The organism is Amycolatopsis pigmentata (assembly GCF_042684065.1).
In the GTDB taxonomy this organism is placed as follows: domain Bacteria; phylum Actinomycetota; class Actinomycetes; order Mycobacteriales; family Pseudonocardiaceae; genus Amycolatopsis_E; species Amycolatopsis_E pigmentata.
Genome location: NZ_JBHUKR010000004.1, coordinates 89,538 through 110,425, shown reverse-complemented (window position 1 = coordinate 110,425; position 20,888 = coordinate 89,538). Strand labels below are relative to the sequence as shown.

Here is a 20,888-nt window from a genome sequence, read left to right as displayed (position 1 = left end):
CGGATTGGATCGCGATGGCGCACATTCTCGCGGTGGGGGACCTCATCCTCGCCGAACCCGGTCCGGATTCGTTCTTCGAGCCGAGCCGGACCGTGCTACGCACCGGCGATCTCGTGGTCGGGCACGTGGAAGTGCCCCACTCCACCACGAAAACCCAGACGAGTACCGACATCCCGGCTCCGGCGGCCGATCCGGCCGCCCTTGGCGCGCTTGCCCGTGCCGGGTTCGGTGCCGTCACGCTCGCCGGGAACCACATTTGCGATGCCGGGCCGCAGGGGCTTGCCGACACTGTCCACCACGCGCGGTCCGCCGGTCTGCGCACCGCCGGTGCGGGCCTCACACTGGCCGAAGCGCGCCGACCGGCGGTCTGCGATGCCGGCGGTGCGCGAATCGCGGTCCTGAGCTACAACTGCGTCGGGCCACGCGAATCCTGGGCGACCTCGGCCAAGCCCGGATGCGCCTACGTCCACATTCTCACCCACTACGAACCCGAAGGCGCCAACCCTGGCGGCCCGCCTCGGATCTACACCTTCGCCGAACCGGACCACCTGAGCCTGCTCGCCGAGGACATCGCGGCGGCCCGGGACAACGCGGACGCGGTCATCGTGTCATTCCACAAAGGAATCGTGCACACGCCGGCCGTCCTGGCGATGTACGAGGGACCGCTGGCCCGGGCCGCGATCGACGCCGGCGCCGATGCCGTCCTCGGCCACCACGCCCACATCCTCCGCGGCATCGAAATGCATCGCGGCCGCCCGATCTTCCACGGCCTGGGCAACTTCGTCACGGTCACCCGCTCGCTGACTCCCGCCGACGACGACAACCCCGAACGCCAGGCCTGGGCACGCAAGCGGAGGGAACTCTTCGGTTTCACTCCCGACCCCGGCATGCCGTTCTACCCGTTTCACCCGGAAAGCCGCAACACGATGATCGCCTCGGTCCACCTCGGCGAGGATGGTGCCGTCACCGCCGGATTCATCCCCTGCCGGATCGACGATCACGGCCGCCCTGTCCCCCGGCGCCGGCTCGACGGCGGTCAGGAAATCGCCGAATACGTGGAATCCATCAGCCGCCGCGCGCACCTGTCGACACGTTTCTCCTGGCGCGACGACGATTTCGTGGAAGTCAGCGAGAACGGAGAATGGCAGACTCGCCGCACCGGGGGGTGACCATCTCCGGACGGCACGCGATGATGGCACCTCATCGCCCCGGCAAGGAGAAACATGCTCGACGATGTGATGGTGGCACTCGACACCGTGCTGCCACGGCTCGCGGCGGTCACCGGCACCCCTGGCGTCGCCGTCGCGGTGGCGACGAGCACCGAGTTGCGCACGACCGCGACCGGGTTCGCGGACCTGGGCGCCGGCACACCGATGACCGCCGAGACGGTGGCACCGGCGGGTTCGCTCGCCAAACCCGTTACCGGGCTGGCCTTCCTGCGGTTGGTGGAGGAGGGCGTGGCCGGCCTGGACACACCGATCGACCAGCTGCTGCCCTCGGGCGTGCGTGGTCTGGACCCCCCACCGGTCACCGCCGCCATGCTCGCCGCCCACCAGGGCGGCTACTACAGCGACATCGTCACGGCCACGGCACTCGACGCACCGGCCGAACCGATCCTCGACTACATCCGGCGCCGCCACGAAGTCGGGCGCGCGGTGGAGTACGGCGGGGCGCTGCCGCTGGTGACGACACCGGGTGCCTACGCGTACTCCAGCTTCGGCGTCGGTGTGCTGGGCGGCGCCGTCGAGCACCTGACCGGCGAACCCTACGGTGCCCGCGTCCACAAGCAGGTGTTCGCCACGACCGGGATGACCGGTACGAGCATCGACGACGGCACACGGAATCCCTGGGCGACCGGTTCCCCGGACCGGATCGCCGACCGGGCGACGGGTTACATGGCGTTCGGCGACTGGTGCCTGCCAAGCCCGCCCCTGCGCACCGCGGCCTACCCGGGCGTCGGGGTGCACACCAGTGCCGCGGACGCCGGGCGGCTGCTGCAATCTTTGCTCCGCACCGCCAGGGGCGACCACGGTCTGGTCAGCCCGGACTCGCTGACCACCATGGTGACCCCGCGGCTCGCACGCCCGAGTCCGCACGGCGTCCGCTCGTTCGCCGGCCTGACCTTCGAACTCGCCGACCCGGAGCTCGGCGACGACTGGTGGTGGGGGCACACCGCGGCGTTCCCGTGGGGGTTCTGGTGGGAGGCACGGGTCTGGCCGCACCGCGACTTCGCCGCCGTCGCGGTCGGCAACCGGTGGGACATGGCCCGGTTCCACAACCCCGCCGGCCGGAGTGCGCCAGGCCTGGCCGTCGAGTGGGCCGGCCGCTGGGCCGGATCCGGCGCCCCCGGAACGGACACGCTCCTGGACACGGACCCGCGACCCCGCTGGACCGGACCCCGTCCCACCCCGGAAAGTTCGCGCTGGATGGGGATTCTGGCCGGGGAACGCACCCACGGCCTGCTCGGCGTGACCGGCCCGCTGCCACCCGCGGCGCTGACCGCGATGACCGACGGGGCGCACTGCCTCGGCGACGCCGACCCACGCGGCTGGGACCCGGACGCGTTCGTGCGCGGGCTGGAGCAGGCGCGAGCGGTCGCCCCCGATCCGGACGCACTCCGCGCCCTGGGCGAGAGTCTCGGTCCCGCCGCGGCGCTGTGGATGCTCGAATGCGGGGCTTCGGCCGCCGAAATGACGATGCCGGTCGACTTCTTCGCCCGCGCGCCGCGATGACTCCGGAAGTCCTCAGTACAGCCGCACGTCGAGGGTGACGCGGTGACGACCGCGGGGCAACGGCACCCACGCCGGCTCGGCCACCGGACGCACAGCGGGAAAGCGATCGAACAGGCTGCGCAGCGCGACCTCGGCCTCCAGCTTCGCCAGGGCCACGCCGAGGCAGAAATGCGGTCCCCATCCGAAGCCGACGCTGCCTTCACGGCGGCCGTGCCGGGCCTGCCACCGCACGTCGCTGTCGTGCGGATGGGCGAACTGCGCCGGATCGCGGTTGGCCGCTCCGAGTACCACCTGCACCGCGTCACCCGCGCCGATCCGCACGCCACCCACCACGATGTCGGTCGCCGCGTAGCGCAGCCGGGCGAGTTGCACCGGGCCGTCGGTGCGGACCAGTTCGCGCACCGCGGCCGGCCACAGGGCGGGCTCGGTGCGGAGCAGCTCTCGCTGGGCGGGATCACGCATGAGCGCGAGCGCCGCGTTGGACAGCAGGTGCGCCATGGTCTCGTGCCCGGCGAGCACGAGGAACATCAGCACGGCCACGGCGTCGATATCGGTCAGTTCGTCGTGCGCGGCGACCGTGCTGATCAGGTCGTCCCGTGGTTGGGCCCGGCGCAGGTCGACCAGGGCGTGACAGAAGGAGATCATCTCTCCCATCGCCTTCGCGATCTTCGCGGGAGCGCCGCCGACCAGCACCTTGCCCCAGTGCCACCAGTCCGCCTGGTCCGCCTCGGGCACGCCGACCAGTGATCCGACCACGGTCATGGCCAGTGGGTAGGCGTACCGGTCGAGCAGGTTCACCGGTGTGTTCCCGGAACCCGACGCGGCTTCGAGATCGTCGAGCAACTGGTCGACGATCTGCTGCACACGAGGCCGTAGCTTGGCGACACGGGACACGCTGAAGGCGTGGCTGATGCCGCGGCGCAGCCGCGCGTGCTCGGCACCGTCCAGGCTGAGCAGACTCGCCCGCAGGTAGGGCAGGTGCTCGGGTGGAGTGCCCAGCGCGAGAAGCGCCTGCTCCTGGGTCTGCGCACCTTTCCCCGGCAGGCCGGTGGGATCGTTGCGCACGGCCGGGTCGGTGAGCACCGCGCGGACGTCGTCGTTCCGGGTGACAAGCCACCCTTCCTCGCCATTCGGCAGCCGGGCCCAGCAGATCGGTGACTCGGCGAGAATGCGGTCGTAGCCACGGAGGGGATCGGCCAGAATGGCCGGGTCGCGCAGGTCCACAACAGGTTCGGACGGCATTCAGCCATACTGCCACGGAGATTTCCCGAGTTGGAGCCGTTGACCGGCGCATAGACTGAGATCGTGTTCAGCCGATCCGACGACCACGGCAGCAGAGCGGGATTACGGCCCGGCACGGTGAGAATGTGGCGCTTCGGATCGCATTTCTCCAGCGAGGACGGGACCGCACGGGCGTTTTCCGTGCAGTCCGGCCCGCGCCGTCAAGCCGTACTGGGCGGCCAGGATCGCGTCGGCGACGAGCCGCGCCTGGTGATCGACTTCGCCCGGGGACGGCCGTTGCTGTCCGCGCGGGGGCAGCAGGTCGGCGAGCGGCACAAGAACGTCGTGCGGCTGTGGACCCGCGAATATCGCATTCACCGCCGGAGGTTCCGCACGCGGCTCCGGTTCGACGTCATCGTCGCCGAAAGCGTGGTTCTCGAGGTGTGTCAGCAATCGGAGCCCGGGAGAACGGTCCGGACCCTGGAAACGCACCACGCCCCCGACCTCGATCCCCTCGTCGTGCTCAGCCTGATCCTGCTCGAAGGGCGCCCGGACAGGATGACGATCCTCAACGAGGCCTTCCGGTCCTGACGCCGAGGCGTTCACCCCGTCAAGTCCCGGATTCACGACACGCTCGTGATGTCCAGTGGCTTGTGTGTCGGCGAGGCCGCCCAGGCCGACGCCCACTACGTTGGCTGAGGCACCCCGGCCGGGTTTTTCCGGTCCACATTCGATTTCGTGGGCGGGTTCAGAGTGATCAGGGCTCGATTTCCCCGGCGGCCGGTGAAGAATCGCCCAGTCCCTTCTTCACCGAGTCCAGGATCGCCAGACCCTGGCTGACCAGCCCGGAGGCGAGTTCACCGAGTCCGTCGGCACCGTTGAGGATGTTGACGTTCGCCCCGGACAGGCCGACGGCGGCCTCCTTGACGATCTGGGGCAGCTGGTCGATGAGCATCCGGTCGAGCGCGACCCGGTCGTAGGAAGCCGCGGCCGCGGCCTGGATGCGCATCTTCTCGGCCTCCGCCTCGGCGAGAATGCGCACGCGTTCGGCTTCGGCGTCGGCCGGCTTGACGACCTCCGCGACCAGTTGCTGCTGGCGCAGTTCCGCCTCGCGCTGAGCCAGTTCGGTCTGCATGGCGATCACCTCGCGCTGGGCCTGGGCGTGCGCCAGCGGCCCGGCCTGCGAGGCCTGGGCCTGTGCCCGGTCGACCTCGGCCTTGTACTGCGCCTGCACGACCGCGGTCTGCCGGGCGTACTCGGCCTGCCGCCGCTGCGACTCCTGCTCGGCCTCGGCCGACGCCTGGTTCGCCTGCGCCTGCGCGATCTGGGCCTGCCGCTGGATCGCGGCGTTGTGCGGCGCGGCCATCGCGGCGATATACCCGAGTTTCATGTCGTCGATCGACTGGATCTGCAGCGAGTCGACGGTCAGCCCGATCTTGGCCATCTCCGCCTTCGACCCGTCCAGCACCTCGGTGGCCAGCTTCTGCCGTTCGGTCACGATCTCCTCGACCGTCATCGACCCCACGATCGAACGCAGATGACCGGCGAAGATCCGGCCCGTCAGGATGGACATCTGGTCCTGATCGGACAGAAAGCGTTGCGCGGCATTGACGATACTCTCCTCGTCGTTGCCGACCTTGAACGCGATGACGGCACGCACGTTGAGCGCGATGCCCTGCCTGGTGACACACGCTTCGGCGACTTCGGCCTCGCACATCGCGAGCGTCAGGAACCGGACTTTCCGGAAGAACGGCAGCACGAAACTGCCGTGCCCGGTCACTACGCGGAACGGACTGTCCCCGTGCCCGCCCCGGCCACCGGAGATCAGCATCGCCTGGTCCGGCGCGGGAACGTGGTAACCGAACATGGTGCTCTCCTCGTCATCGAGTGTCAGGAAGGTCCGACCAGGGCACGACACCGACGGCGCGCGGGCCGCGGGATTCCACGACCAGCACGGGACTGCCGGCCGGCAGTGGTCGTTCGGACCAGGCCAGGAAGATCTCCGTGCCGCCACGGATCTTGACCCGCACCTCGCCAGGACCCCCCTGGCCGCGGGTGGCGTGGGTGAGCTCACCGACTCGCCCAATTACCGAAGAATCGCCGGCCACGCTGTGAACCTACCGCCTGACCCTCCCGGCGAGCCACGGTGTCGCCTGGTTGAGGCGGCATCGAAATTTCCGCCCCCGCGTGCCGGCGCGCTCGCGTGACCGCGGAATCCCGGCAGCTCAGATCCGGGTCTGGTCCAGCCCGGCCCGCAGGTGCTCGTTGATCTTCTCACCGATCCCGGTCAGCGCCTTGATATCGGCCGCGTTGAGATGGTCGAAGAAATGGCGGCGCACCGACTCCACGTGACCGGGCGCGGCGACGACGATCGCCTCGCGGCCGGCCGGGGTGATCGCGACATCGGTGCCCCGGCCGTCCGTCGGGCAGAGCAGCCGCTCGACGAGCCCACGCGCGGCCATCCGCGCGATGTGGTGGGAGAGGCGGCTCTGCGACCAGAGCAGGCGCGCGCCCAGATCCTTCAGGCACCAGGTCACCTCCGAGTCGTTGAGCGTGCCGAGCACGTCGTAGTCCGATTCGGACAGTCCGGAATCGGCCTGCAGATCGCTCGCGAGTTGCGCGTCGAGCAGCCTTGTCATCTGCCGGTAGCTCAGCCAGGCGGCCTTCTCGGCGGGATCAAGCCAGCGCGCGGAAGTCTCGGACATGCGGCCAGCCTACCGCCCGGAGCTTGACATGTCATGCACCGGTCCGCAAGCGAATCTGATCGATCTGTCCGAAGTGGACCTTCCACGACAACCTGGCCGACGACCGTTTCGTGTCGGCCTGTCCGTTTACCCTTTGGTCCGCGTGCCGCTGCGCCAGTATTCCGGTCTCGCCGCTACCGGAATGTCTCGATTCACGCGGCAACCGTGAGACGGCGTGGCCGGTCGGTCAGATCAGGGCCATCGCTTCCCACATGGCCATGGCCAGGCCCAGGCCGCGTACGTCGGAGAGCGTGTCGGTCATCCGGTTCGGGGCGTAGGCGAACGTGGTCCGAGCGTCGAGATCCACCATGACGAGCGACCCGCCAAGCCCGCCCCAGTAGAGCGTGTTCGGGTTGGGCATCATCCCGGCGGAGACGGCGAAGCCGAGACCGAAGCGCAGCGGCAGGTCGAGGATGAGATCCCGGCCTTCGACCCGAACCTCGAGTGCCCGACGGCAACCGGCCTCGGACAACAGGCGCCGGCCGCCGGCCACACCACCGCAGGCGAGGACCGCGAGCGCGGTCGCCATCGCGCGAGCGTTGCCGGTGCCATTGGCGGCAGGGATCTCGGCGCCGCGCCAGGCCCGGCCGCGGGTGGCGGCCACGTCGACCTGCGGGTTGGTCGCCGCGTTGACCTGTAACGGGGTCGGGTCCGCGAACAGTGCCTTACCCGTTGCCGGGGGGATCAGTTCGGCAACGCGAGCGTCCTCCTCAGCGGGCAGGCCGATGTGAAAATCGGCGCCCAGCGGTTCGGCGATCTCCTCCCGGAACACCGCGCCCACCGTGCGTCCGGTGGCCCGGCGCACCACTTCGCCGACCAGAAAGCCTTGCGTCAGAACGTGATACCCGCTGGCTGTGCCGGGCGTCCAGAACGGCGCCTGCGCGGCCAGCAGCCCGGTCACCTTCTCCCAGTCGTACAGGTCCGCCGCCGTGACCGGCTGTTCCCACCCGGACAGGCCCGAGGAATGGCTCAGCAGGTGCGCGAGCGTGATCCGTTCCTTGCCGTTTGCCGCGAACCGCGGCCAGTACCGCGCCACCGGCGCGGCGAGGTCGACCTCCCCGCGGTCGGCGAGCAGCAGAGCGGTCAACGCCGTCATGGTCTTGGTGACCGAATAGACGTTGACGATCGTGTCCCGCTGCCACGGCCGGGTCCGGGCCGCGTCGGCGAACCCGCCCCACAGATCGACCACTGTCCGGCCGTCGACGTTCACGCACACCGAGGCACCTACCTCGGCGCCGTTGGCCAGGCCTTCCTCGAACACCGCGCCCACCGGTGCGAACCGGTCGTCCACGAAACCCTGCACGGGTCGGAGTATCCGGCCACGAATCGAGACAGCGCCACCGATTATCGGAGGCCACGCGGGACTGTCAGGACAGGGTCGGGGGCGGTTGCGCCAGCCGATGGGCGCCTTCGGGGCGTAGGCCGTCGAAGATGATGCCGAGATAGCGCCGCCACAGGTCAGGTGCCGGGCTTCGCAGGTGTTCGACGACACAGTTCGGCGTGCACATCAGCAGGACGACATCGGTCCAGGTCACGTCGGGCCGTAACGCACCATGGTCGCGTGCGCGGTCCACCAGTGCGCGAATCGTCCGGTAAAGCCGGTCGCGGAGCGCGATCACCTCGGCGCCGCCATCGGCGACGTTGAGGAGGAACGACACATCCCGCTGTTCCCGCCGGCCGCTTGCCTCGGTGAGGAATTCCAGCAGTGCGGCCCCAGGGTCCGGGGACGCCAGCAGGCGTTGACCGGCGGCATCAAGCGCGTCGACGTCCTTTCTGACAATCGCGGCGATCAGGTCGTCCTTTGTCGCGAAATGACCTCGTCCGCGGCTAACCGGACCGCGTGGTCCGTTTGACCGGAGGACACCGATGAAAGCCCTGATCGCGACCGCCTACGGGGCAGCAGACCGGCGGTGGCCGCGGCGACGGCGCCGACGGAGCCGAGAACGCGGCGACGGGAGAGATCGGACATGAGGACTTCCTTTGCCGGGAAAGCCGCCCTCGCGCGACGGAGCGCGGGCTGGTGACGCCAGCAGCCTCCCCGCGTGGTGATCAACTTGTCAATACAAGTTGCCGGCACGTCGCGCACTGTTCAGATTCGAAATTCCAGCGACGACAACATTACATCCTCGGTAGGCGGCCCGTTCACCGATGACGGCAACCGGATCCGGGGCACAGAGCCGACCGTGGCGAACAATTCCGGTCTTATAGTGGGTTGTTCCGCGGGGTACGGAATCCGAAGGGGTGTGCCGGTGACCGAATGGGAAACTGAGCGGCGCCGGCTGCTGAAGGCCAGTGCTGGTGATCTGGCCCGGGTGGCGTTGGCGAACGTGGTGCGCGAGTATCCACACCACGAGTTGCACCGGCACACCGCCGCGGCGCCTGTCCCCACCCCACGGCAGTTGCACCCGTGTTTCTACGGCAGCTACGACTGGCACTCCTGTGTAGAGATGTTCTGGGTGCTGGTGCGCCTGCTGCGCCATCATGCCGACAGCGTGCCGGCAACAGAGATCCGCCGGACGCTCAACGAACACCTGACCGTCGAGGCGCTGACGACCGAGGCCGCCTACTTCGCACGCGACGAGCAGCGCACCAACCAGCGCCCCTACGGCTGGTCCGCGCTGCTGGAACTGGCCCACGAGACCGCCACGTGGGCCGACCCGGACGCCGCACGCTGGTCGGCCGCGCTCCACGAATTGAGCGTGGTGTTCGTGACCCGCTACCTCGACTGGCTCCCGCAAGCGACGTATCCGGTGCGGCATGGGGTGCATACCAACGGCGCGTTCGGGCTTTCCCGCGCGCTGCCTTACGCCGAATACCGCGCGGCTCGAGACGAACCCCGCCTGCTGCAGGTCATCACCGAAACAGCCAGGCGATGGTTCGGCTCCGACAGCGACTATCCGGGCGCATGGGAGCCATCCGGCGCCGACTTCCTGTCCCCGGCGCTGGCCGAGGCCGAACTGATGGCGCGGCTGTTGCCGGCGACCGGTTTCACCGACTGGTTGCGCCGGTTCCTCCCCGGCATCGCGAAGCGGCAGCCCACCGCCCTGTTCACCCCGGCCACCGTGAGCGATCCTTCCGACGGGCAGATCGCTCACCTTCACGGTCTCAACCTGCATCGCGCCTGGTGCTGGCATCGCCTCGCGTGCACTCTCCCCAGCGACGACGACCGGGTCCCGGTCATGCTCGACGCCGCACGGCACCACACTTCCGCCTCCTTGCCACAGACCACCGGCAGCCCGTATTCCGTCGAGCACTTCCTGGCCTACTACGCCCTCCTCCTGCTCAGTTGAGCGTCAGGCCCGTTCCAGCCGCCCGCGGCCCGGCATCAGTGATCCGATGTGGACAGTCCGGCCGGACAACGCATTTCGTCTTCCTGCCGCATTTGACCGAAGTGGACCTCGTCTGTCCACAATAGATAAAATCCCGATGAAGCGACTGGTCCATTCGGCGGTATGCGTGATCCGGCAAACCGCAGATCTTTTCGTGACCGGCTAACGCGCACCCCGCGGTGTGGCGATGGAGCACACGATGAATGTTTCAGCCGAGCCACCTCCCCATCCGGCCGCGGTCGTCATCGGGGCCGCCCTGGACCAGTTCCGAGCGCTGATCGGCCGGGAACCGGAGGGCGTGACCGGCGTCCGGAAGACCCAGGACGGCGGCTGGTCCGTGCTGGTCGACGTGGTCGAACTGGAGCGGATTCCGGCCACCACCACCGTGCTGGCGACCTACCGGGTCGATGTCGATGCGGCAGGTGAGCTGCTCGCCTGTGAGCGGTTGAGGCGTTACACCCGGGGAACCACCGACCTGTAGGGATCCATTGTGGACAACAATTCGAGCTCACTGGCCGACGTGCTCGAACGCGTGCTGGACAAGGGTGTGGTCATCGTCGGCGAAATAGCCGTCAGCGTGGTCGACGTCGAGTTGCTGACGTTGCGCCTGAGGCTCTTCGTCGCGTCCGCTCAGACCGCGCGCGAAATGGGCATGGACTGGTGGAGCGACAATCCGTACTTCACGCCCCACGCCGGGCAGCCCGCGGAGCTCCGGCACCGGACCGAGGAACTCCGGCAACGGAACACCGAATTGCTGGAGCGGGTCAGCGACCTGGAAAAAGCATTGGAGGAACGGCGATGAGTCGCGGGCTCTGCGCCTACGTGATCACCAGGGACCGGCCGTTCGAACTCGATCGGCAGCTCTTCCTGCTCGCCCACCGGGGCCTCGGGCTCGTGGTGGCCGAAGTGGAACTCGCGCGGTTCGCGGAGGTGGATCCCTCGCGGTGGGCGGGCGAGCCCGCGGAGGACGATCCGCTGGTGGTCCTCGCCCGGCGTCACGACGCCGTGGTACGCACGGTGTTCCGGCACCAGCCCGTGCTGCCGCTGCGGTTCGGCACGGTTCTGCGGGACAGGGACGCGGCGATCGCTCTGCTCGAAGATCGGCACGAGCAGGCGAGCGGCTGGCTCGACCGGATCGACGGGCATCGCGAATGGGGCGTTCGCGCACGACGCCGGCCAGGGGAAAGGAAGCAGGTTCCCACCGACGGCTTGACCGGCACCGAATATCTCGCCCTGCGCCGAAAACGGCTTTCGGCGGTGGATGAGGAGCGGGCACGCGCCGGTGAAATCCAGGACGCGCTTGCTCCTTACGCCACCGAAATCCTGCCGCGGACCCGTCGGGCGACCGACATCCTGTTCGACACCGCGTACCTGGTACGGACCGACCGGGAGGCCGGGTTCCAGGCCGAGATCCGGCGGTGGGACAGCGTGGAGCTGACCGGTCCGTGGCCGCCCTACTCGTTCACGCGTCAGGAGTTGACCGCCGATGCCTGAGGAGTATGCGATCACGCCGTCCGCCGACGGACTGGTCGACCTGCTCGACCGGGTGCTGGACCGCGGCGCGGTGATCACCGGTGACGTGATCATCTCCCTTGCCGGAATCGACCTGATCCGGCTCGATCTGCGTCTGCTGCTCGGTTCGGTCCCGTGAGCACCCCTCGCGTCCCGGCCGATTCGGGGCAGAGGCTCGGCCGCCTGGTCGTCGCCGTCCTGGAAATCGTGCGCGACCTCCTCGAACGGCAAGCCCTGCGCCGGGTGGACAGCGGATCGCTTTCCCCGGAGGAGATCGAACGGCTCGGCACCGCACTGATCGCGCTGGACCGTCAGTTCACCGAACTGCGCGCCGTTCTCGAAGAAAGGATTTCCCAACCATGACGGCTCCTGCCGCGCCCGCCCAAGGCGGGCTGGCCGAAGCGCTGAACATCCTGCTGGACAAGGGACTCGTGATCGACGCGACCGTCCGGGTCTCGCTGATCGGAATCGAACTGCTCACGATCCAGGTCAAGGTCGTCATCGCGAGCGTGGACACCTATATCCGGTATCTGGAGGCGATGCAGCGACTCGACGCGCAGCCCGCGGCGGTGACCACGACGACCGGCCCTCGCGCGGTCGGCCAGGGAATCGCGGGCACCTTCGGGCTCCTGACCGATCCGGTGCCCGCGGCCCCGGGAGCTCCGATGAACCCCGTCGACCCCGCGCCCGAACGAAAAGGACAGTGAGGCTCGCGCTGCACGCGGTGGCGCGTGCCGGGCACCCGATGCCGCCCGGCACGTCGTTCCGCCTCGTGGTCTGGCACGACCTGGCCGCCATCGTGAGTGAACTGCCGCGGGGCGCGGGTGTGACCGGTGAGAACGCGCTGGTGCAGCTAGGACTGCTCTCCGGTCTCGTGCTGGACGGTCCGGTCGTGCCGTTGCGGTTCGGTGCCGTGGCGGAGGACGAGGACGCCGTGCGCGCGGAGGTGCTCGCTCCCACCGCCGGGCTCCTGCGCGCACACCTCGATCGGCTCGACGGGATGGCCGAAGTGCACGTCTATCTGAAGTTCGACCACGATGCCGCGCTGCGTGCGATTTTCGAGGAAGGCGAGACCCGGCCGTACGCCGGCCTCGACCTGGCCGCCCGGGTCCGGCAGGGCGAACAGATCGGGCGCCGCCTGGTCGGATGGCGGCGACGCCGATCGGACGCGCTGCTCGAACCGGTCTCGGCGCTCGCGCATGCCCAAGCGGAACTCGACCAGGACGACCATCTCACCGAACGCCGGGCGTTCCTCGTGCCACTGACCCGGCTCGAGACCTTCCGGGCGACCACCGCCGAACTGGGCGGACACGAGGCGGTCGCGGTCGAGTATGTCGGACCGTTGCCCGCCTACAACTTTCTCGACGTCGAGACCCCGGCCGCCTCGGCCCCAGCCTCCCGTTGGGGCTGGTAGACACGGGCGGCGTCACGAAACACGGCCGCTCAGCGAGTCTTCCTCGCGCGCCGCCCGCGCGAGTTGCCGCAGGACGATCAGCCCGCCGATGCCGGGAACCAGTGCCGCCACCCGTATGGTGGTGGCCCGGCTCAGGCGGACGGTGAGGATGATGACGAACAGGTAGGCGCATCCGTGCACGGGTCCGGCCGAGGACGACAACTCCGGCCGGTGCACGGTGGCCAGGTTGGCCAGCAGCACGGCCAAGGTCGCGAGTTCCCCGCTCGCGGCGATCTTCAGTGCCCGCAAGGAATCCATGCCTCACACCCCCGTCGTGGAGCCGGGACGGACGATCATCAGCACGGTGACCGCGGCCCACAGCAGGTTGAACATCCCCGTGTACATGGCCAGCCGTGCCGGTGCGTCGTCGGCGGTCGAGTGGCCGGTCACCGAGGCGAGAACGCGTTGCTGGCGTGGCAGAACCAGCAGTCCGAGCACGCCGGCGGCGAGCGCGGTCAGCGCGATCGAGATGATCAGCCACGTTTGGCCCAGCACGCGGAGACTGCCCGCGGTGGCGAGCCCGAACACCACGACCACGACCCCGGCCGCGGCGTAGATCCGGCAGATCCGGTGCAGGGAACGGAGAACGGCGAGCTCCCGGCCGGTGTCGGATGCCGCCAGGGCGCGGCGTGCCGCGGGAGGAAACATGCTGGCGGCGACGGTCACCGGTCCGATCGCGACGATGGCCGCGAGTACGTGGACCGACAGCAGGAATTTCGTCATCGGCCTCGTCCCGTGACCGCGACGCCGAACGGGCGCACATTGTCCTTTGTGGACGATCTGAAGACGGGGCCCACCGGGCCGGACCCGCCGGACGACACGAGCGGTGCGAGCAATCGGATCAGTCCTCCTTGTTGCTGGTGACGCAGACGCTAGTCACCGCCCGCGGCCACGGGAATCGGCTGAATTGCCACACTCCAACGGATTCTCGCCAACACGCTGACCAGCACAAATCAGCAGATGGGCTGATCAGGCCCTTGGCCGTAGACCGACGAGAACGTAGATTGTCGCCATGCACACCGTGGCCGTGCTCGCCCTGGACAAGGTCATTCCGTTCGACCTGTCCACCCCGATCGAGGTGTTCTCCCGCACCCGGCTGCCCGACGGCCGGCTCCCCTACCGGGTCCGGATCTGCGGCCCCACCTCGACTGTCGACGCCGGAGCGTTCACGCTGCAGCCGCCGTGGGGTCTGGACGCCCTCGACGACGCGGACACGATCATCCTCCCCGGCTGCTCCGACCTCACCACCCCGGTCCCCGGCGAGGTCGTCGACGCGTTGCGGCTGGCCGCGGCCAAGGGCACCCGGATCGCGTCGATCTGTTCCGGCGCGTTCATCCTCGCCGCCACCGGACTGCTCGACGGGCTGCGCGCGACCACCCACTGGGTCGCCGCGGGCCTGCTCGCGGACAGCTATCCCGCCATCGACGTCGACCCCGATGTCCTCTACGTGGACAACGGTCACCTGCTCACCTCGGCCGGAGCCGCCGCTGGTCTGGACCTATGTCTGCACCTGATCCGCCGGGACCACGGCTCCGCGGTAGCGGCCGACGCCGCCCGGTTGTCCGTCATGCCTTTGGAACGCGAGGGCGGGCAGGCTCAGTTCATCGTCCACGACCAGCCGCCCACCCCACGGGGGTCCATCCTGGAACCGGTGCTGCGCTGGATCGAGGAGAACACCGCCAAAGACCTCACCCTTGACGACATCGCCGCGTATGCCGGCATGAGCACCCGCACACTCAATCGCCGCTTCCGGGAGCAGACCGGCACCACGCCACTCCAATGGCTGCTCCGCAGCCGCATCCGGCAGGCCCAGTACCTGCTCGAAGCCACCGATCACGCCGTCGACCGCATCGCGGGCCAGGTCGGATTCGGCTCACCCACCGCCTTTCGCGACCGGTTCAAACGGATCGTCGGCACCAGCCCGCAGACCTACCGTGGCGCCTTCCGGTGACGTGCTCGAAGCCGGGCCGCCGCCGCGCTTCCGGCCATGCGGTCAGAAAATGATCGCCAGTACGCACAGGACGATGGTGACCGGCGCGGTGAAGGCGATGCCGTTGCCGAGCAGCACCAGCCCGATCAGCAAGACTTCCGGCCCGCGCAGGAGTTGTGCCAGCAGCCCGGCCGGGAGCAACAGTCCCTCGACGGCGACGATGCCCGGTTGTGGAAATCGATCGGCGACCGGGTGACGCTGCGCACCACCGCAGCCACGGCCACCACGACCGCGAGTGCCGATGCGGGCGACCACGGCACGCCGAGCGCGACGGCCACGCCGAACCACAGCGCCGCCACCACCGAAAGCACCCCGGCCGCGGAGCCCGAATGTGGCGGGCGGTTCTTTCCACGACGGAATGCGACCGTCAAGCCGATCGTCCCCCCGGCCGGAAACCCGCACGGTCATCGCCGACGACGCTCATCGCCGGTGACCTGATCGCTTCCGGCTGCCGGTTCACCGGCCTACACCTTACCGCGTTTTACCCGCCGCGAGGCCCGGTTGAAATACCGGTTGGAGACAGGTTCGTCTCTCCCCACTATTTCGGAATACTCCACCTCGAGCTTCTTCACAATTTCGGCGAGGTCTTTGACACTGGCGAACGTCGCCAAATCGGCGGCGCTTGCTATCTTGTGGCGAAGCTGGGTATATCTACGCGCCGACTCCCTGAACGACGGAGCTTTGCGCTCGGCGCCCAGGAACGATCCGGTGGCCGACACCAACCCCGCCGCGGCGGCTGCTATCCCCCACGCCTTCGAGAAATCCAACGCGACCAGAGCCCCGGCACAGGCGGCCATCAGGGCAGGCAGAAAAACGATGACCTTGCCGAGGAATTCGGCACCCTTTGCCGCTTCGAAGTACGCCTGCGCACTGTAAGTGGCGTTGTCGTACAGTCGGTCCAGTATCTTCTGATAGGCGGCGACGGGTTGATCGGTGTCGGCCATTATCTCCTCCCGGCTCCTGGGCAACGGCATGGAGCCGGGACGTCGGTCTCACAGGCGCTCATGCCCACATCGTCCGCCAGGTCGCAGGGACCCCTTGCGAGGTCCCCTGACCAACACTGTCTGCGCATGCTCGACTACGGTTCCTTACCATCCCCGGGACTGAACCTGTGGTTCAGACATCCGAGCCGGCGCCGAGGCACCGGATCCGATCACCCGACCTACTCGCCGGTATGGGACCATCTCGGGTATGGCGAGTGATCATGAAGTGCTCAAGGAGATCGAAGGCAGCCTTGACCGACCTTCCGCCGCCAGAGTCTACGACTACCTCCTCGGCGGTACGCACAACTACGCCATCGATCGTGCGTTCGCCGAGAAGGTCCGGGCGAAGCTGCCTATCTTTCCCAAATCGGCCCTGACGTGCCGTCAGTTCCTCGGCCGGGCGGTCCGGCACTGCGCCGCGTCGGGGATCAGGCAGTTCGTCGACATCGGCTCGGGCCTGCCGACCCAGAACAACGTGCACGAAGTCGCCGACGACGCCCGCCCGGACCAGGACACGCGCGTGGTCTACATCGACAACGAGCCGATCGCGCTCGCCCACTCCCAGGTGCTGCTGGCCGACACGGCGGATCCGGACCGGCACCGCGCGATCGCCGGGGATCTGCTCCAGCCGTGGGACCTCTGGCGGCGCGTGACCGAGACCGGAGTGATCGAGCCCAGCGAGCCGATCGCGATCGTGATCAATGCCGTCCTGCATTTCATCGACGACGACCAGCACCCCCATCGGGCCGTGGAGTTCTATCGCGACATGGTGGCGCCGGGGTCGATGCTCGTGCTTTCGCATATCACCACGCAGAATCCCGTGAGCAGCATGGAACAGCAAGCGATGCGCGAGGTGAAAGCCTTCTACGAGGGCACGACCAACCCCGGGTTGAGCCGGACTTCGGATGAGTTCGCCCGGTTCTTCGGTGACTGGCCCCTCGAAGAACCCGGCGTCGTTTACGCACCGGCGTGGCGGCCCGACTCCGAGACCTACTCCGCCGAAGAACCGGCGCGTACTCATGTTCTGGCCGGTGTCGCACGGAAGGCGGCATGATGGGAGACCGTTACCGGCGCCTGCGTCACATCCAGACCCTGGATCCCGAACGCGACCACACCGAGATCTGCCGGATCATCACCCGCTACGAATTCCCCTGGGATTACCGCGTCGGCTTCGAAATGTCGGTGCTGACCGACCTGCTCGTACCGTCGATCAGCCGCGTCCTGGCGGAGAGCCGGAACTTCGCCGAAGCGGGACAAAAACGATTCGACGACACCATGCTCTTCGAATACGAAATGAAGCGGTCGGGGCCGGACTCCGCACACGGGCACGACGCCGTGCGGGTGCTCAACCGCATTCACCGTGGCTACGGGATTTCCAACGAAGACTTCCTCTACGTGCTGGCGTCGCAAACCCTGTCGCCCATCGAGTGGATCGGCAACTACGGCTGGCGGCCACTTTCGGAGCACGAGATCCGGGCCCTGGTCGCGAGCGCGCGTGCACAGGGACGGCTGATGGGACTCACCGGGATCCCCGACGACTACGAGGGTTTCCAGCGACTCCTGCGGGAACAGCGAGCCCAGCGAGCCGCGTTCGACCCCGCGAACCGCGAAGTCGCCGCGGACGTGCTGGCGGTCATCGTCAACTGGTTCCCGGCGCCGCTGCGGCCGATCCTGCGGGTGTACGTACCCAAGACGATCGCGGCCCTCCTCCCGCCGGAACTGCCCCCGTTACTCGGGCTCGCGGCGCCTCCGCGCTGGCTCACCAAGGTCGCGCGCGCGGCCCTGCGAGCACGTGGTCGTTTGCTCCGTTTCCTGCCCCCTCGCCCCGACTCCCGGCCCTACCGGCCCAAGCCGCGCAGCTACCCTCGCGGCTGGACCGTCGAGGATTTCGGCCCGCTGCCGCGAAAAAACGCCTCCTGAGCCTTCTCGCCTCAGCCGTCGACCAGGGTGACGGTGCGCTCCCCACACCGTGCGGGTGCGTTGCCCGAGCTTCCGTCGACCAGGCAAACGGAGAGCGTGATCCGCTGCCCTGCGGTGAGGGTGGTGAACGGGTACCAGGTCACCGGCGCTCCGGCCTGGCTGTTGCCGTTGTAGCGCGAGCCCAGTGCCGTGCCGTCCAGCTTCACCCACGCCTTCACCCCGTGCCCGTCGGCACAGGTGTCGTGCACGACGACGCTGTCCTGGGCGGCGGACCCCGAAGCCCCCTGGCCATGGTCGACGAAGTCGACCACACCGCACTTGTCGGTCGTCGACACCGAGAAGCTGTCGTCCACCGGGACCACGGTCCGCACCACCACCGAAGTCGTGGCGCCGGCGGCGGGCGTGGGGGGCGCCGTGGTCACCGGCGATCCGGGCGGAGGGACGGGCGCCGGTGACGACGACGACGCGGTCGTGGTCGACATCGTGGTGCTCGCGGAAGATTCCACGACCGGCTGCTGAGGTTGGGCCGATCCCTGTATCGAGTCGGCGTCGCGCAGGAAGAGTGTCACCGGGATGCCGATCGCCAGAACCAGCGCCACGACCCCCACCGTGATGACGACAGGGCGCCCCAGCCCGGCCCGAGCGGGTCGCCGGGGACCGGTGTCATCGTCCGGTCGGGTCCGGGAAAGCGGAGCCGGGGCGGCCGCGGAAATCGCCGCCGTGTCCAGCACATTGGTCGCCTCCGGGTCGGGCGAACCGGAGACCGGGCCGTCCGGGCCGAAGCCGCTGGGCAACGGACTCAGGCGCTCGAACACTTCGATCGTGCCCAGACCGGCCGGGCCGATCGGTTCGGCCCCGGCCTGTTCGACCGCCGTCCGCCACTCGCGCCGCGCCGCTTCGGCCGACTCGGGCCGGTTCGCCGGCGATTCCGACGACAACGCCTCGACGAACGCGCGCACCGACCCGGGCAGCTCACCGGTGCGGTCGACGGCGGTCGCCTGCCCGGTCAGCAGACGGGCGGTGAGCACACCTACCGCGTAGAGGTCCTGCCGTGGTTCGGGATCGACGTGGAGCATGCGCTCCGGAGCCACATAGCCCGGACTGCCGATCACCTGGCTGTGCGTGAACCGCGGCTCGTCCATCACCACGGCGATGCCGAAATCGGCCAGGCGCAGCATCGGCTTGCCCCGCCCAGTCGGCTCGAGCAGCAGGTTCGACGGCTTCACGTCCCGGTGCACGATGCCATGCGCGTGTACCGCGGCCAGCGCGTCCAGTAGCTGGTCGATCAGGACCGCGACGTAGGACAGCGGCAGCGTGCCGTAGTCACTGAGCAGGTGCGCCACGGTGCCGCCGCGGACCAGGTCCATGGTCAGCAGCACCTGGTCGTCCTCGGCCGCCCACCCCGTCGGCGCCGCCACGTGCGGGTGCTCCACCCGCAGCGACTGCTCCCGCACGAACCGCAGCAGCGAAACCGCGTCGGCCGGACGCAGCAGCTTGGCCGCCACGTACCGGCGCGCCTGCGCGTCCCAGACCCGCCAGACCGATCCCATGCCACCGGACGCGATCGGATCGACCAGCCGATAGCGGCCAACCAGATATCGCCCCACCAAGCCATCCATAGACGGCCATTGTGCCCCGTAGGCCCGGCACGCCCCCGGCGGGACGCACCCTCCGGGTGGCCGCGGACGATCAACGGCGAAACCGGTGAGGTAGCGAAGCGTCGGCAATCGCGATCGCAGGGTGAGCGCGCGAGTCCCGGGCACCGGGACGGTTCACGTTCCCGGTGACCACGAAACGGCGCCGCCGCTCGGGCATCGCCGTCAGAAATCGAAGATCGACGATTTCTGTGTGAAATTGTCAATCGCACTCCGGAACAGGTCTGCCGGGTGCCGAATTCCGCGGGTCTCGTTGCGGTAGAGCCAAGATTCATTGCCCGGATAGCCGGTCATGAAAATAACGGAAAGTCGTGTTATCACTACCCGAATTGATGATCTGTGTCCATTGTCACTGAATATGTACACCCACGTTTTCCTTTCGTAATCTTCTCGCGCTTTCGCGGTGACCTGCGATCTACCCCGAGGATCAGCGGCCGGAAGCCACCGCGAACCCCCGGTGCCCGCGGCCTGGAACCAGGCGTGGAGGCGCCCCCTGCGCGGTGTTCGAGCGAAAAGGAGCCCACCCACCGTGGGACGTCACAACAAACCCAGTAAAACGAAAACCGTTCTCCGGCGAACCGGCGCGACCGCGGCCATCACGGGCGCCGCGCTCGGCGGTATCGGCATCGCCGGTGCGGGCACGGCCGACGCTTTCCCCGGGCAGGCCGGACTCATCATGTGCGAGAGCGGTGGTAATCCGACCGCGGTCAACAACACCGCGGCGGGCATCCGGGCCGGCCGGCCCGCCGGCCTGTTCCAGATCGTGACCGGGACATGGCTCGCCAACGGCGGCGGCCAGTTCGCCCCCACCGCGGACAAGGCCACTCCGGCGCAGCAGCAGATCGTCGCGGACCGGATCTACGCGAAGCAGGGTTCAGCGCCGTGGGAATGCCACACGGGTGCGGGCCCGGCCAAGTTCGCCAACTTCGGTGGACAGACCGGCGGCGGTACGGCCTCGACGGGCGCCGCCACCACCCAGCCCGGCCCGGCCAAGGTCGAAACCACCACGGAAACCAAGAAGGCCGCCCCGGCCGGTGTGACCGGGTCGAACCCCAACGGTGACTACACCGTCGTCGCCGGCGACACCCTGTCGGGCATCGCCGGCCGGCTGGGCACCCCCGGCGGCTGGCAGCACCTGCAGCAGCTGAACTCGCAGTACATCCCCAACGCCAACCTGATCCTGGTCGGGCAGAAGATCGCGACCAAGTGACCCGTTCGCGGACCACCGTCGGGATCCGCATCGCCATCCCCCGGACGATGCGCACCCTGGCGGCGAGCCGCTGATGGTCCCAGGGGCGGTGCGCTCGGGCGCCGCCCCCGGGCTCGCGGCGGCGGGCGTGCGGTGTAGG

Annotated in this window: 26 protein-coding genes; 15 read left to right on the top strand and 11 right to left on the bottom strand. The window is 68.7% G+C overall.

The genetic code is table 11. From position 1 onward, the window contains the following. The first annotated feature begins 14 nt into the window (after positions 1–14). Together ACFSXZ_RS02255 and ACFSXZ_RS02250 are read left to right on the top strand one after the other, a co-directional pair. Positions 15–1,169: a CapA family protein gene (locus ACFSXZ_RS02255; protein WP_378260682.1), complete on the top strand. Its 1,155-nt coding sequence runs from the start codon at positions 15–17 to the stop codon at positions 1,167–1,169. 54 nt (positions 1,170–1,223) lie between these two features. Continuing rightward, a complete protein-coding gene (locus ACFSXZ_RS02250; RefSeq protein ID WP_378260680.1) occupies positions 1,224–2,732 on the top strand; it encodes a serine hydrolase domain-containing protein in 1,509 nt (502 codons plus the stop codon). Positions 2,733–2,744: 12 nt separating this feature from the next. On the opposite strand, the gene ACFSXZ_RS02245 is transcribed toward ACFSXZ_RS02250, so the two are convergent. Next, positions 2,745–3,974: a cytochrome P450 family protein gene (locus ACFSXZ_RS02245; protein ID WP_378260678.1), complete on the bottom strand. Its 1,230-nt coding sequence runs from the start codon at positions 3,972–3,974 to the stop codon at positions 2,745–2,747. A 63-nt stretch (positions 3,975–4,037) separates the two neighbouring features. On the opposite strand from ACFSXZ_RS02245, the gene ACFSXZ_RS02240 reads away from it, so the two are divergent. Then, positions 4,038–4,544 (top strand): hypothetical protein, encoded by a 507-nt coding sequence (locus ACFSXZ_RS02240; protein WP_378260676.1) that lies wholly within the window; start codon positions 4,038–4,040, stop codon positions 4,542–4,544. Between the two features lie 166 nt (positions 4,545–4,710). Here the strand turns inward: ACFSXZ_RS02240 and ACFSXZ_RS02235 are convergent, their stop codons facing one another. The 5 genes from ACFSXZ_RS02235 to ACFSXZ_RS02215 form a co-directional block, all read right to left on the bottom strand. Beyond that, positions 4,711–5,820, bottom strand: a complete 1,110-nt coding sequence (locus tag ACFSXZ_RS02235; protein ID WP_378260674.1) for a flotillin family protein — start codon at positions 5,818–5,820, stop codon at positions 4,711–4,713. 13 nt (positions 5,821–5,833) lie between these two features. Then, positions 5,834–6,061: a hypothetical protein gene (locus ACFSXZ_RS02230; protein WP_378260672.1), complete on the bottom strand. Its 228-nt coding sequence runs from the start codon at positions 6,059–6,061 to the stop codon at positions 5,834–5,836. Positions 6,062–6,178: 117 nt separating this feature from the next. After that, on the bottom strand, positions 6,179–6,658 hold the full coding sequence (locus ACFSXZ_RS02225) for a MarR family winged helix-turn-helix transcriptional regulator (protein ID WP_378260670.1): 480 nt from the start codon (positions 6,656–6,658) through the stop codon (positions 6,179–6,181). 226 nt (positions 6,659–6,884) lie between these two features. Continuing rightward, a complete protein-coding gene (locus ACFSXZ_RS02220) occupies positions 6,885–8,000 on the bottom strand; it encodes a serine hydrolase domain-containing protein (RefSeq protein WP_378260668.1) in 1,116 nt (371 codons plus the stop codon). A gap of 64 nt (positions 8,001–8,064) precedes the next feature. Next, complete coding sequence (locus ACFSXZ_RS02215; RefSeq protein ID WP_378262718.1) at positions 8,065–8,430, bottom strand: SbtR family transcriptional regulator; 366 nt, start codon at positions 8,428–8,430, stop codon at positions 8,065–8,067. 516 nt (positions 8,431–8,946) lie between these two features. Between ACFSXZ_RS02215 and ACFSXZ_RS02210 the strand changes: the two genes are divergently transcribed. The 8 genes from ACFSXZ_RS02210 to ACFSXZ_RS02175 all read left to right on the top strand — a co-directional run bounded on the left by ACFSXZ_RS02210 (position 8,947) and on the right by ACFSXZ_RS02175 (position 12,952). Beyond that, positions 8,947–9,987 (top strand): DUF2891 domain-containing protein, encoded by a 1,041-nt coding sequence (locus ACFSXZ_RS02210; protein ID WP_378260666.1) that lies wholly within the window; start codon positions 8,947–8,949, stop codon positions 9,985–9,987. Between the two features lie 238 nt (positions 9,988–10,225). Further along, positions 10,226–10,507, top strand: a complete 282-nt coding sequence (locus tag ACFSXZ_RS02205; protein WP_378260664.1) for a gas vesicle protein GvpO — start codon at positions 10,226–10,228, stop codon at positions 10,505–10,507. A gap of 9 nt (positions 10,508–10,516) precedes the next feature. After that, entirely contained in the window at positions 10,517–10,828 is a 312-nt protein-coding gene (locus ACFSXZ_RS02200) for a gas vesicle protein (protein WP_378260662.1), read from the top strand. After that, positions 10,825–11,520 (top strand): GvpL/GvpF family gas vesicle protein, encoded by a 696-nt coding sequence (locus ACFSXZ_RS02195; protein WP_378260660.1) that lies wholly within the window; start codon positions 10,825–10,827, stop codon positions 11,518–11,520. Before ACFSXZ_RS02200 ends, ACFSXZ_RS02195 begins: the two co-directional genes overlap by 4 nt. Then, a complete protein-coding gene (gene gvpJ / locus ACFSXZ_RS02190) occupies positions 11,513–11,677 on the top strand; it encodes a gas vesicle protein GvpJ (protein ID WP_378260658.1) in 165 nt (54 codons plus the stop codon). Before ACFSXZ_RS02195 ends, gvpJ (ACFSXZ_RS02190) begins: the two co-directional genes overlap by 8 nt. Continuing rightward, the gene (locus tag ACFSXZ_RS02185) at positions 11,674–11,901 is read left to right on the top strand and encodes a gas vesicle protein K (protein ID WP_378260656.1); all 228 of its coding nucleotides are present in this window, start codon (positions 11,674–11,676) and stop codon (positions 11,899–11,901) included. Before gvpJ (ACFSXZ_RS02190) ends, ACFSXZ_RS02185 begins: the two co-directional genes overlap by 4 nt. Continuing rightward, the gene (gene gvpJ / locus ACFSXZ_RS02180; protein ID WP_378260654.1) at positions 11,898–12,245 is read left to right on the top strand and encodes a gas vesicle protein GvpJ; all 348 of its coding nucleotides are present in this window, start codon (positions 11,898–11,900) and stop codon (positions 12,243–12,245) included. The genes ACFSXZ_RS02185 and gvpJ (ACFSXZ_RS02180) overlap by 4 nt, the downstream gene beginning before the upstream one ends. Continuing rightward, positions 12,242–12,952 carry a GvpL/GvpF family gas vesicle protein gene (locus ACFSXZ_RS02175; RefSeq protein ID WP_378260652.1) on the top strand — a complete coding sequence of 237 codons (711 nt, stop codon included), beginning with the start codon at positions 12,242–12,244 and terminating at the stop codon, positions 12,950–12,952. Before gvpJ (ACFSXZ_RS02180) ends, ACFSXZ_RS02175 begins: the two co-directional genes overlap by 4 nt. 12 nt (positions 12,953–12,964) lie before the next feature. Here ACFSXZ_RS02175 and ACFSXZ_RS02170 read toward each other — a convergent pair whose 3' ends face one another. Both ACFSXZ_RS02170 and ACFSXZ_RS02165 read right to left on the bottom strand, forming a co-directional pair. Continuing rightward, on the bottom strand, positions 12,965–13,249 hold the full coding sequence (locus tag ACFSXZ_RS02170; RefSeq protein ID WP_378260650.1) for a DUF3817 domain-containing protein: 285 nt from the start codon (positions 13,247–13,249) through the stop codon (positions 12,965–12,967). A gap of 3 nt (positions 13,250–13,252) precedes the next feature. Beyond that, positions 13,253–13,714, bottom strand: coding sequence for a hypothetical protein (locus ACFSXZ_RS02165; RefSeq protein WP_378260648.1), 462 nt, complete (start codon positions 13,712–13,714; stop codon positions 13,253–13,255). A gap of 289 nt (positions 13,715–14,003) precedes the next feature. Between ACFSXZ_RS02165 and ACFSXZ_RS02160 the strand changes: the two genes are divergently transcribed. Further along, positions 14,004–14,942: a GlxA family transcriptional regulator gene (locus ACFSXZ_RS02160; protein ID WP_378260646.1), complete on the top strand. Its 939-nt coding sequence runs from the start codon at positions 14,004–14,006 to the stop codon at positions 14,940–14,942. 42 nt (positions 14,943–14,984) lie between these two features. Here the strand turns inward: ACFSXZ_RS02160 and ACFSXZ_RS02155 are convergent, their stop codons facing one another. Together ACFSXZ_RS02155 and ACFSXZ_RS02150 are read right to left on the bottom strand one after the other, a co-directional pair. Then, complete coding sequence (locus tag ACFSXZ_RS02155; protein WP_378260644.1) at positions 14,985–15,269, bottom strand: hypothetical protein; 285 nt, start codon at positions 15,267–15,269, stop codon at positions 14,985–14,987. A 176-nt stretch (positions 15,270–15,445) separates the two neighbouring features. Then, positions 15,446–15,925: a hypothetical protein gene (locus ACFSXZ_RS02150; protein ID WP_378260642.1), complete on the bottom strand. Its 480-nt coding sequence runs from the start codon at positions 15,923–15,925 to the stop codon at positions 15,446–15,448. 247 nt (positions 15,926–16,172) lie between these two features. Between ACFSXZ_RS02150 and ACFSXZ_RS02145 the strand changes: the two genes are divergently transcribed. Together ACFSXZ_RS02145 and ACFSXZ_RS02140 are read left to right on the top strand one after the other, a co-directional pair. Beyond that, a complete protein-coding gene (locus ACFSXZ_RS02145; protein ID WP_378260640.1) occupies positions 16,173–17,018 on the top strand; it encodes an SAM-dependent methyltransferase in 846 nt (281 codons plus the stop codon). Further along, entirely contained in the window at positions 17,015–17,884 is an 870-nt protein-coding gene (locus tag ACFSXZ_RS02140; RefSeq protein WP_378260638.1) for an oxygenase MpaB family protein, read from the top strand. Before ACFSXZ_RS02145 ends, ACFSXZ_RS02140 begins: the two co-directional genes overlap by 4 nt. An 11-nt stretch (positions 17,885–17,895) precedes the next feature. On the opposite strand, the gene ACFSXZ_RS02135 is transcribed toward ACFSXZ_RS02140, so the two are convergent. Next, the gene (locus tag ACFSXZ_RS02135) at positions 17,896–19,503 is read right to left on the bottom strand and encodes a serine/threonine-protein kinase (protein WP_378260636.1); all 1,608 of its coding nucleotides are present in this window, start codon (positions 19,501–19,503) and stop codon (positions 17,896–17,898) included. A 565-nt stretch (positions 19,504–20,068) separates the two neighbouring features. On the opposite strand from ACFSXZ_RS02135, the gene ACFSXZ_RS02130 reads away from it, so the two are divergent. After that, a complete protein-coding gene (locus ACFSXZ_RS02130; protein WP_378260634.1) occupies positions 20,069–20,749 on the top strand; it encodes a LysM peptidoglycan-binding domain-containing protein in 681 nt (226 codons plus the stop codon). Positions 20,750–20,888 lie beyond the last annotated feature (139 nt).

Bases quoted from the DNA above. Each gene is read 5' to 3' on its own strand.
- ACFSXZ_RS02255 (WP_378260682.1), top strand. From the start codon at position 15: ATGGCGCACATTCTCGCGGTGGGGGACCTCATCCTCGCCGAACCCGGT.
- ACFSXZ_RS02250 (WP_378260680.1), top strand. From the start codon at position 1,224: ATGCTCGACGATGTGATGGTGGCACTCGACACCGTGCTGCCACGGCTC.
- ACFSXZ_RS02245 (WP_378260678.1), bottom strand. From the start codon at position 3,974: ATGCCGTCCGAACCTGTTGTGGACCTGCGCGACCCGGCCATTCTGGCC.
- ACFSXZ_RS02235 (WP_378260674.1), bottom strand. From the start codon at position 5,820: ATGTTCGGTTACCACGTTCCCGCGCCGGACCAGGCGATGCTGATCTCC.
- ACFSXZ_RS02225 (WP_378260670.1), bottom strand. From the start codon at position 6,658: ATGTCCGAGACTTCCGCGCGCTGGCTTGATCCCGCCGAGAAGGCCGCC.
- ACFSXZ_RS02205 (WP_378260664.1), top strand. From the start codon at position 10,226: ATGAATGTTTCAGCCGAGCCACCTCCCCATCCGGCCGCGGTCGTCATC.
- ACFSXZ_RS02195 (WP_378260660.1), top strand. From the start codon at position 10,825: ATGAGTCGCGGGCTCTGCGCCTACGTGATCACCAGGGACCGGCCGTTC.
- gvpJ (WP_378260658.1), top strand. From the start codon at position 11,513: ATGCCTGAGGAGTATGCGATCACGCCGTCCGCCGACGGACTGGTCGAC.
- gvpJ (WP_378260654.1), top strand. From the start codon at position 11,898: ATGACGGCTCCTGCCGCGCCCGCCCAAGGCGGGCTGGCCGAAGCGCTG.
- ACFSXZ_RS02170 (WP_378260650.1), bottom strand. From the start codon at position 13,249: ATGGATTCCTTGCGGGCACTGAAGATCGCCGCGAGCGGGGAACTCGCG.
- ACFSXZ_RS02165 (WP_378260648.1), bottom strand. From the start codon at position 13,714: ATGACGAAATTCCTGCTGTCGGTCCACGTACTCGCGGCCATCGTCGCG.
- ACFSXZ_RS02160 (WP_378260646.1), top strand. From the start codon at position 14,004: ATGCACACCGTGGCCGTGCTCGCCCTGGACAAGGTCATTCCGTTCGAC.
- ACFSXZ_RS02150 (WP_378260642.1), bottom strand. From the start codon at position 15,925: ATGGCCGACACCGATCAACCCGTCGCCGCCTATCAGAAGATACTGGAC.
- ACFSXZ_RS02145 (WP_378260640.1), top strand. From the start codon at position 16,173: ATGGCGAGTGATCATGAAGTGCTCAAGGAGATCGAAGGCAGCCTTGAC.
- ACFSXZ_RS02140 (WP_378260638.1), top strand. From the start codon at position 17,015: ATGATGGGAGACCGTTACCGGCGCCTGCGTCACATCCAGACCCTGGAT.
- ACFSXZ_RS02135 (WP_378260636.1), bottom strand. From the start codon at position 19,503: ATGGATGGCTTGGTGGGGCGATATCTGGTTGGCCGCTATCGGCTGGTC.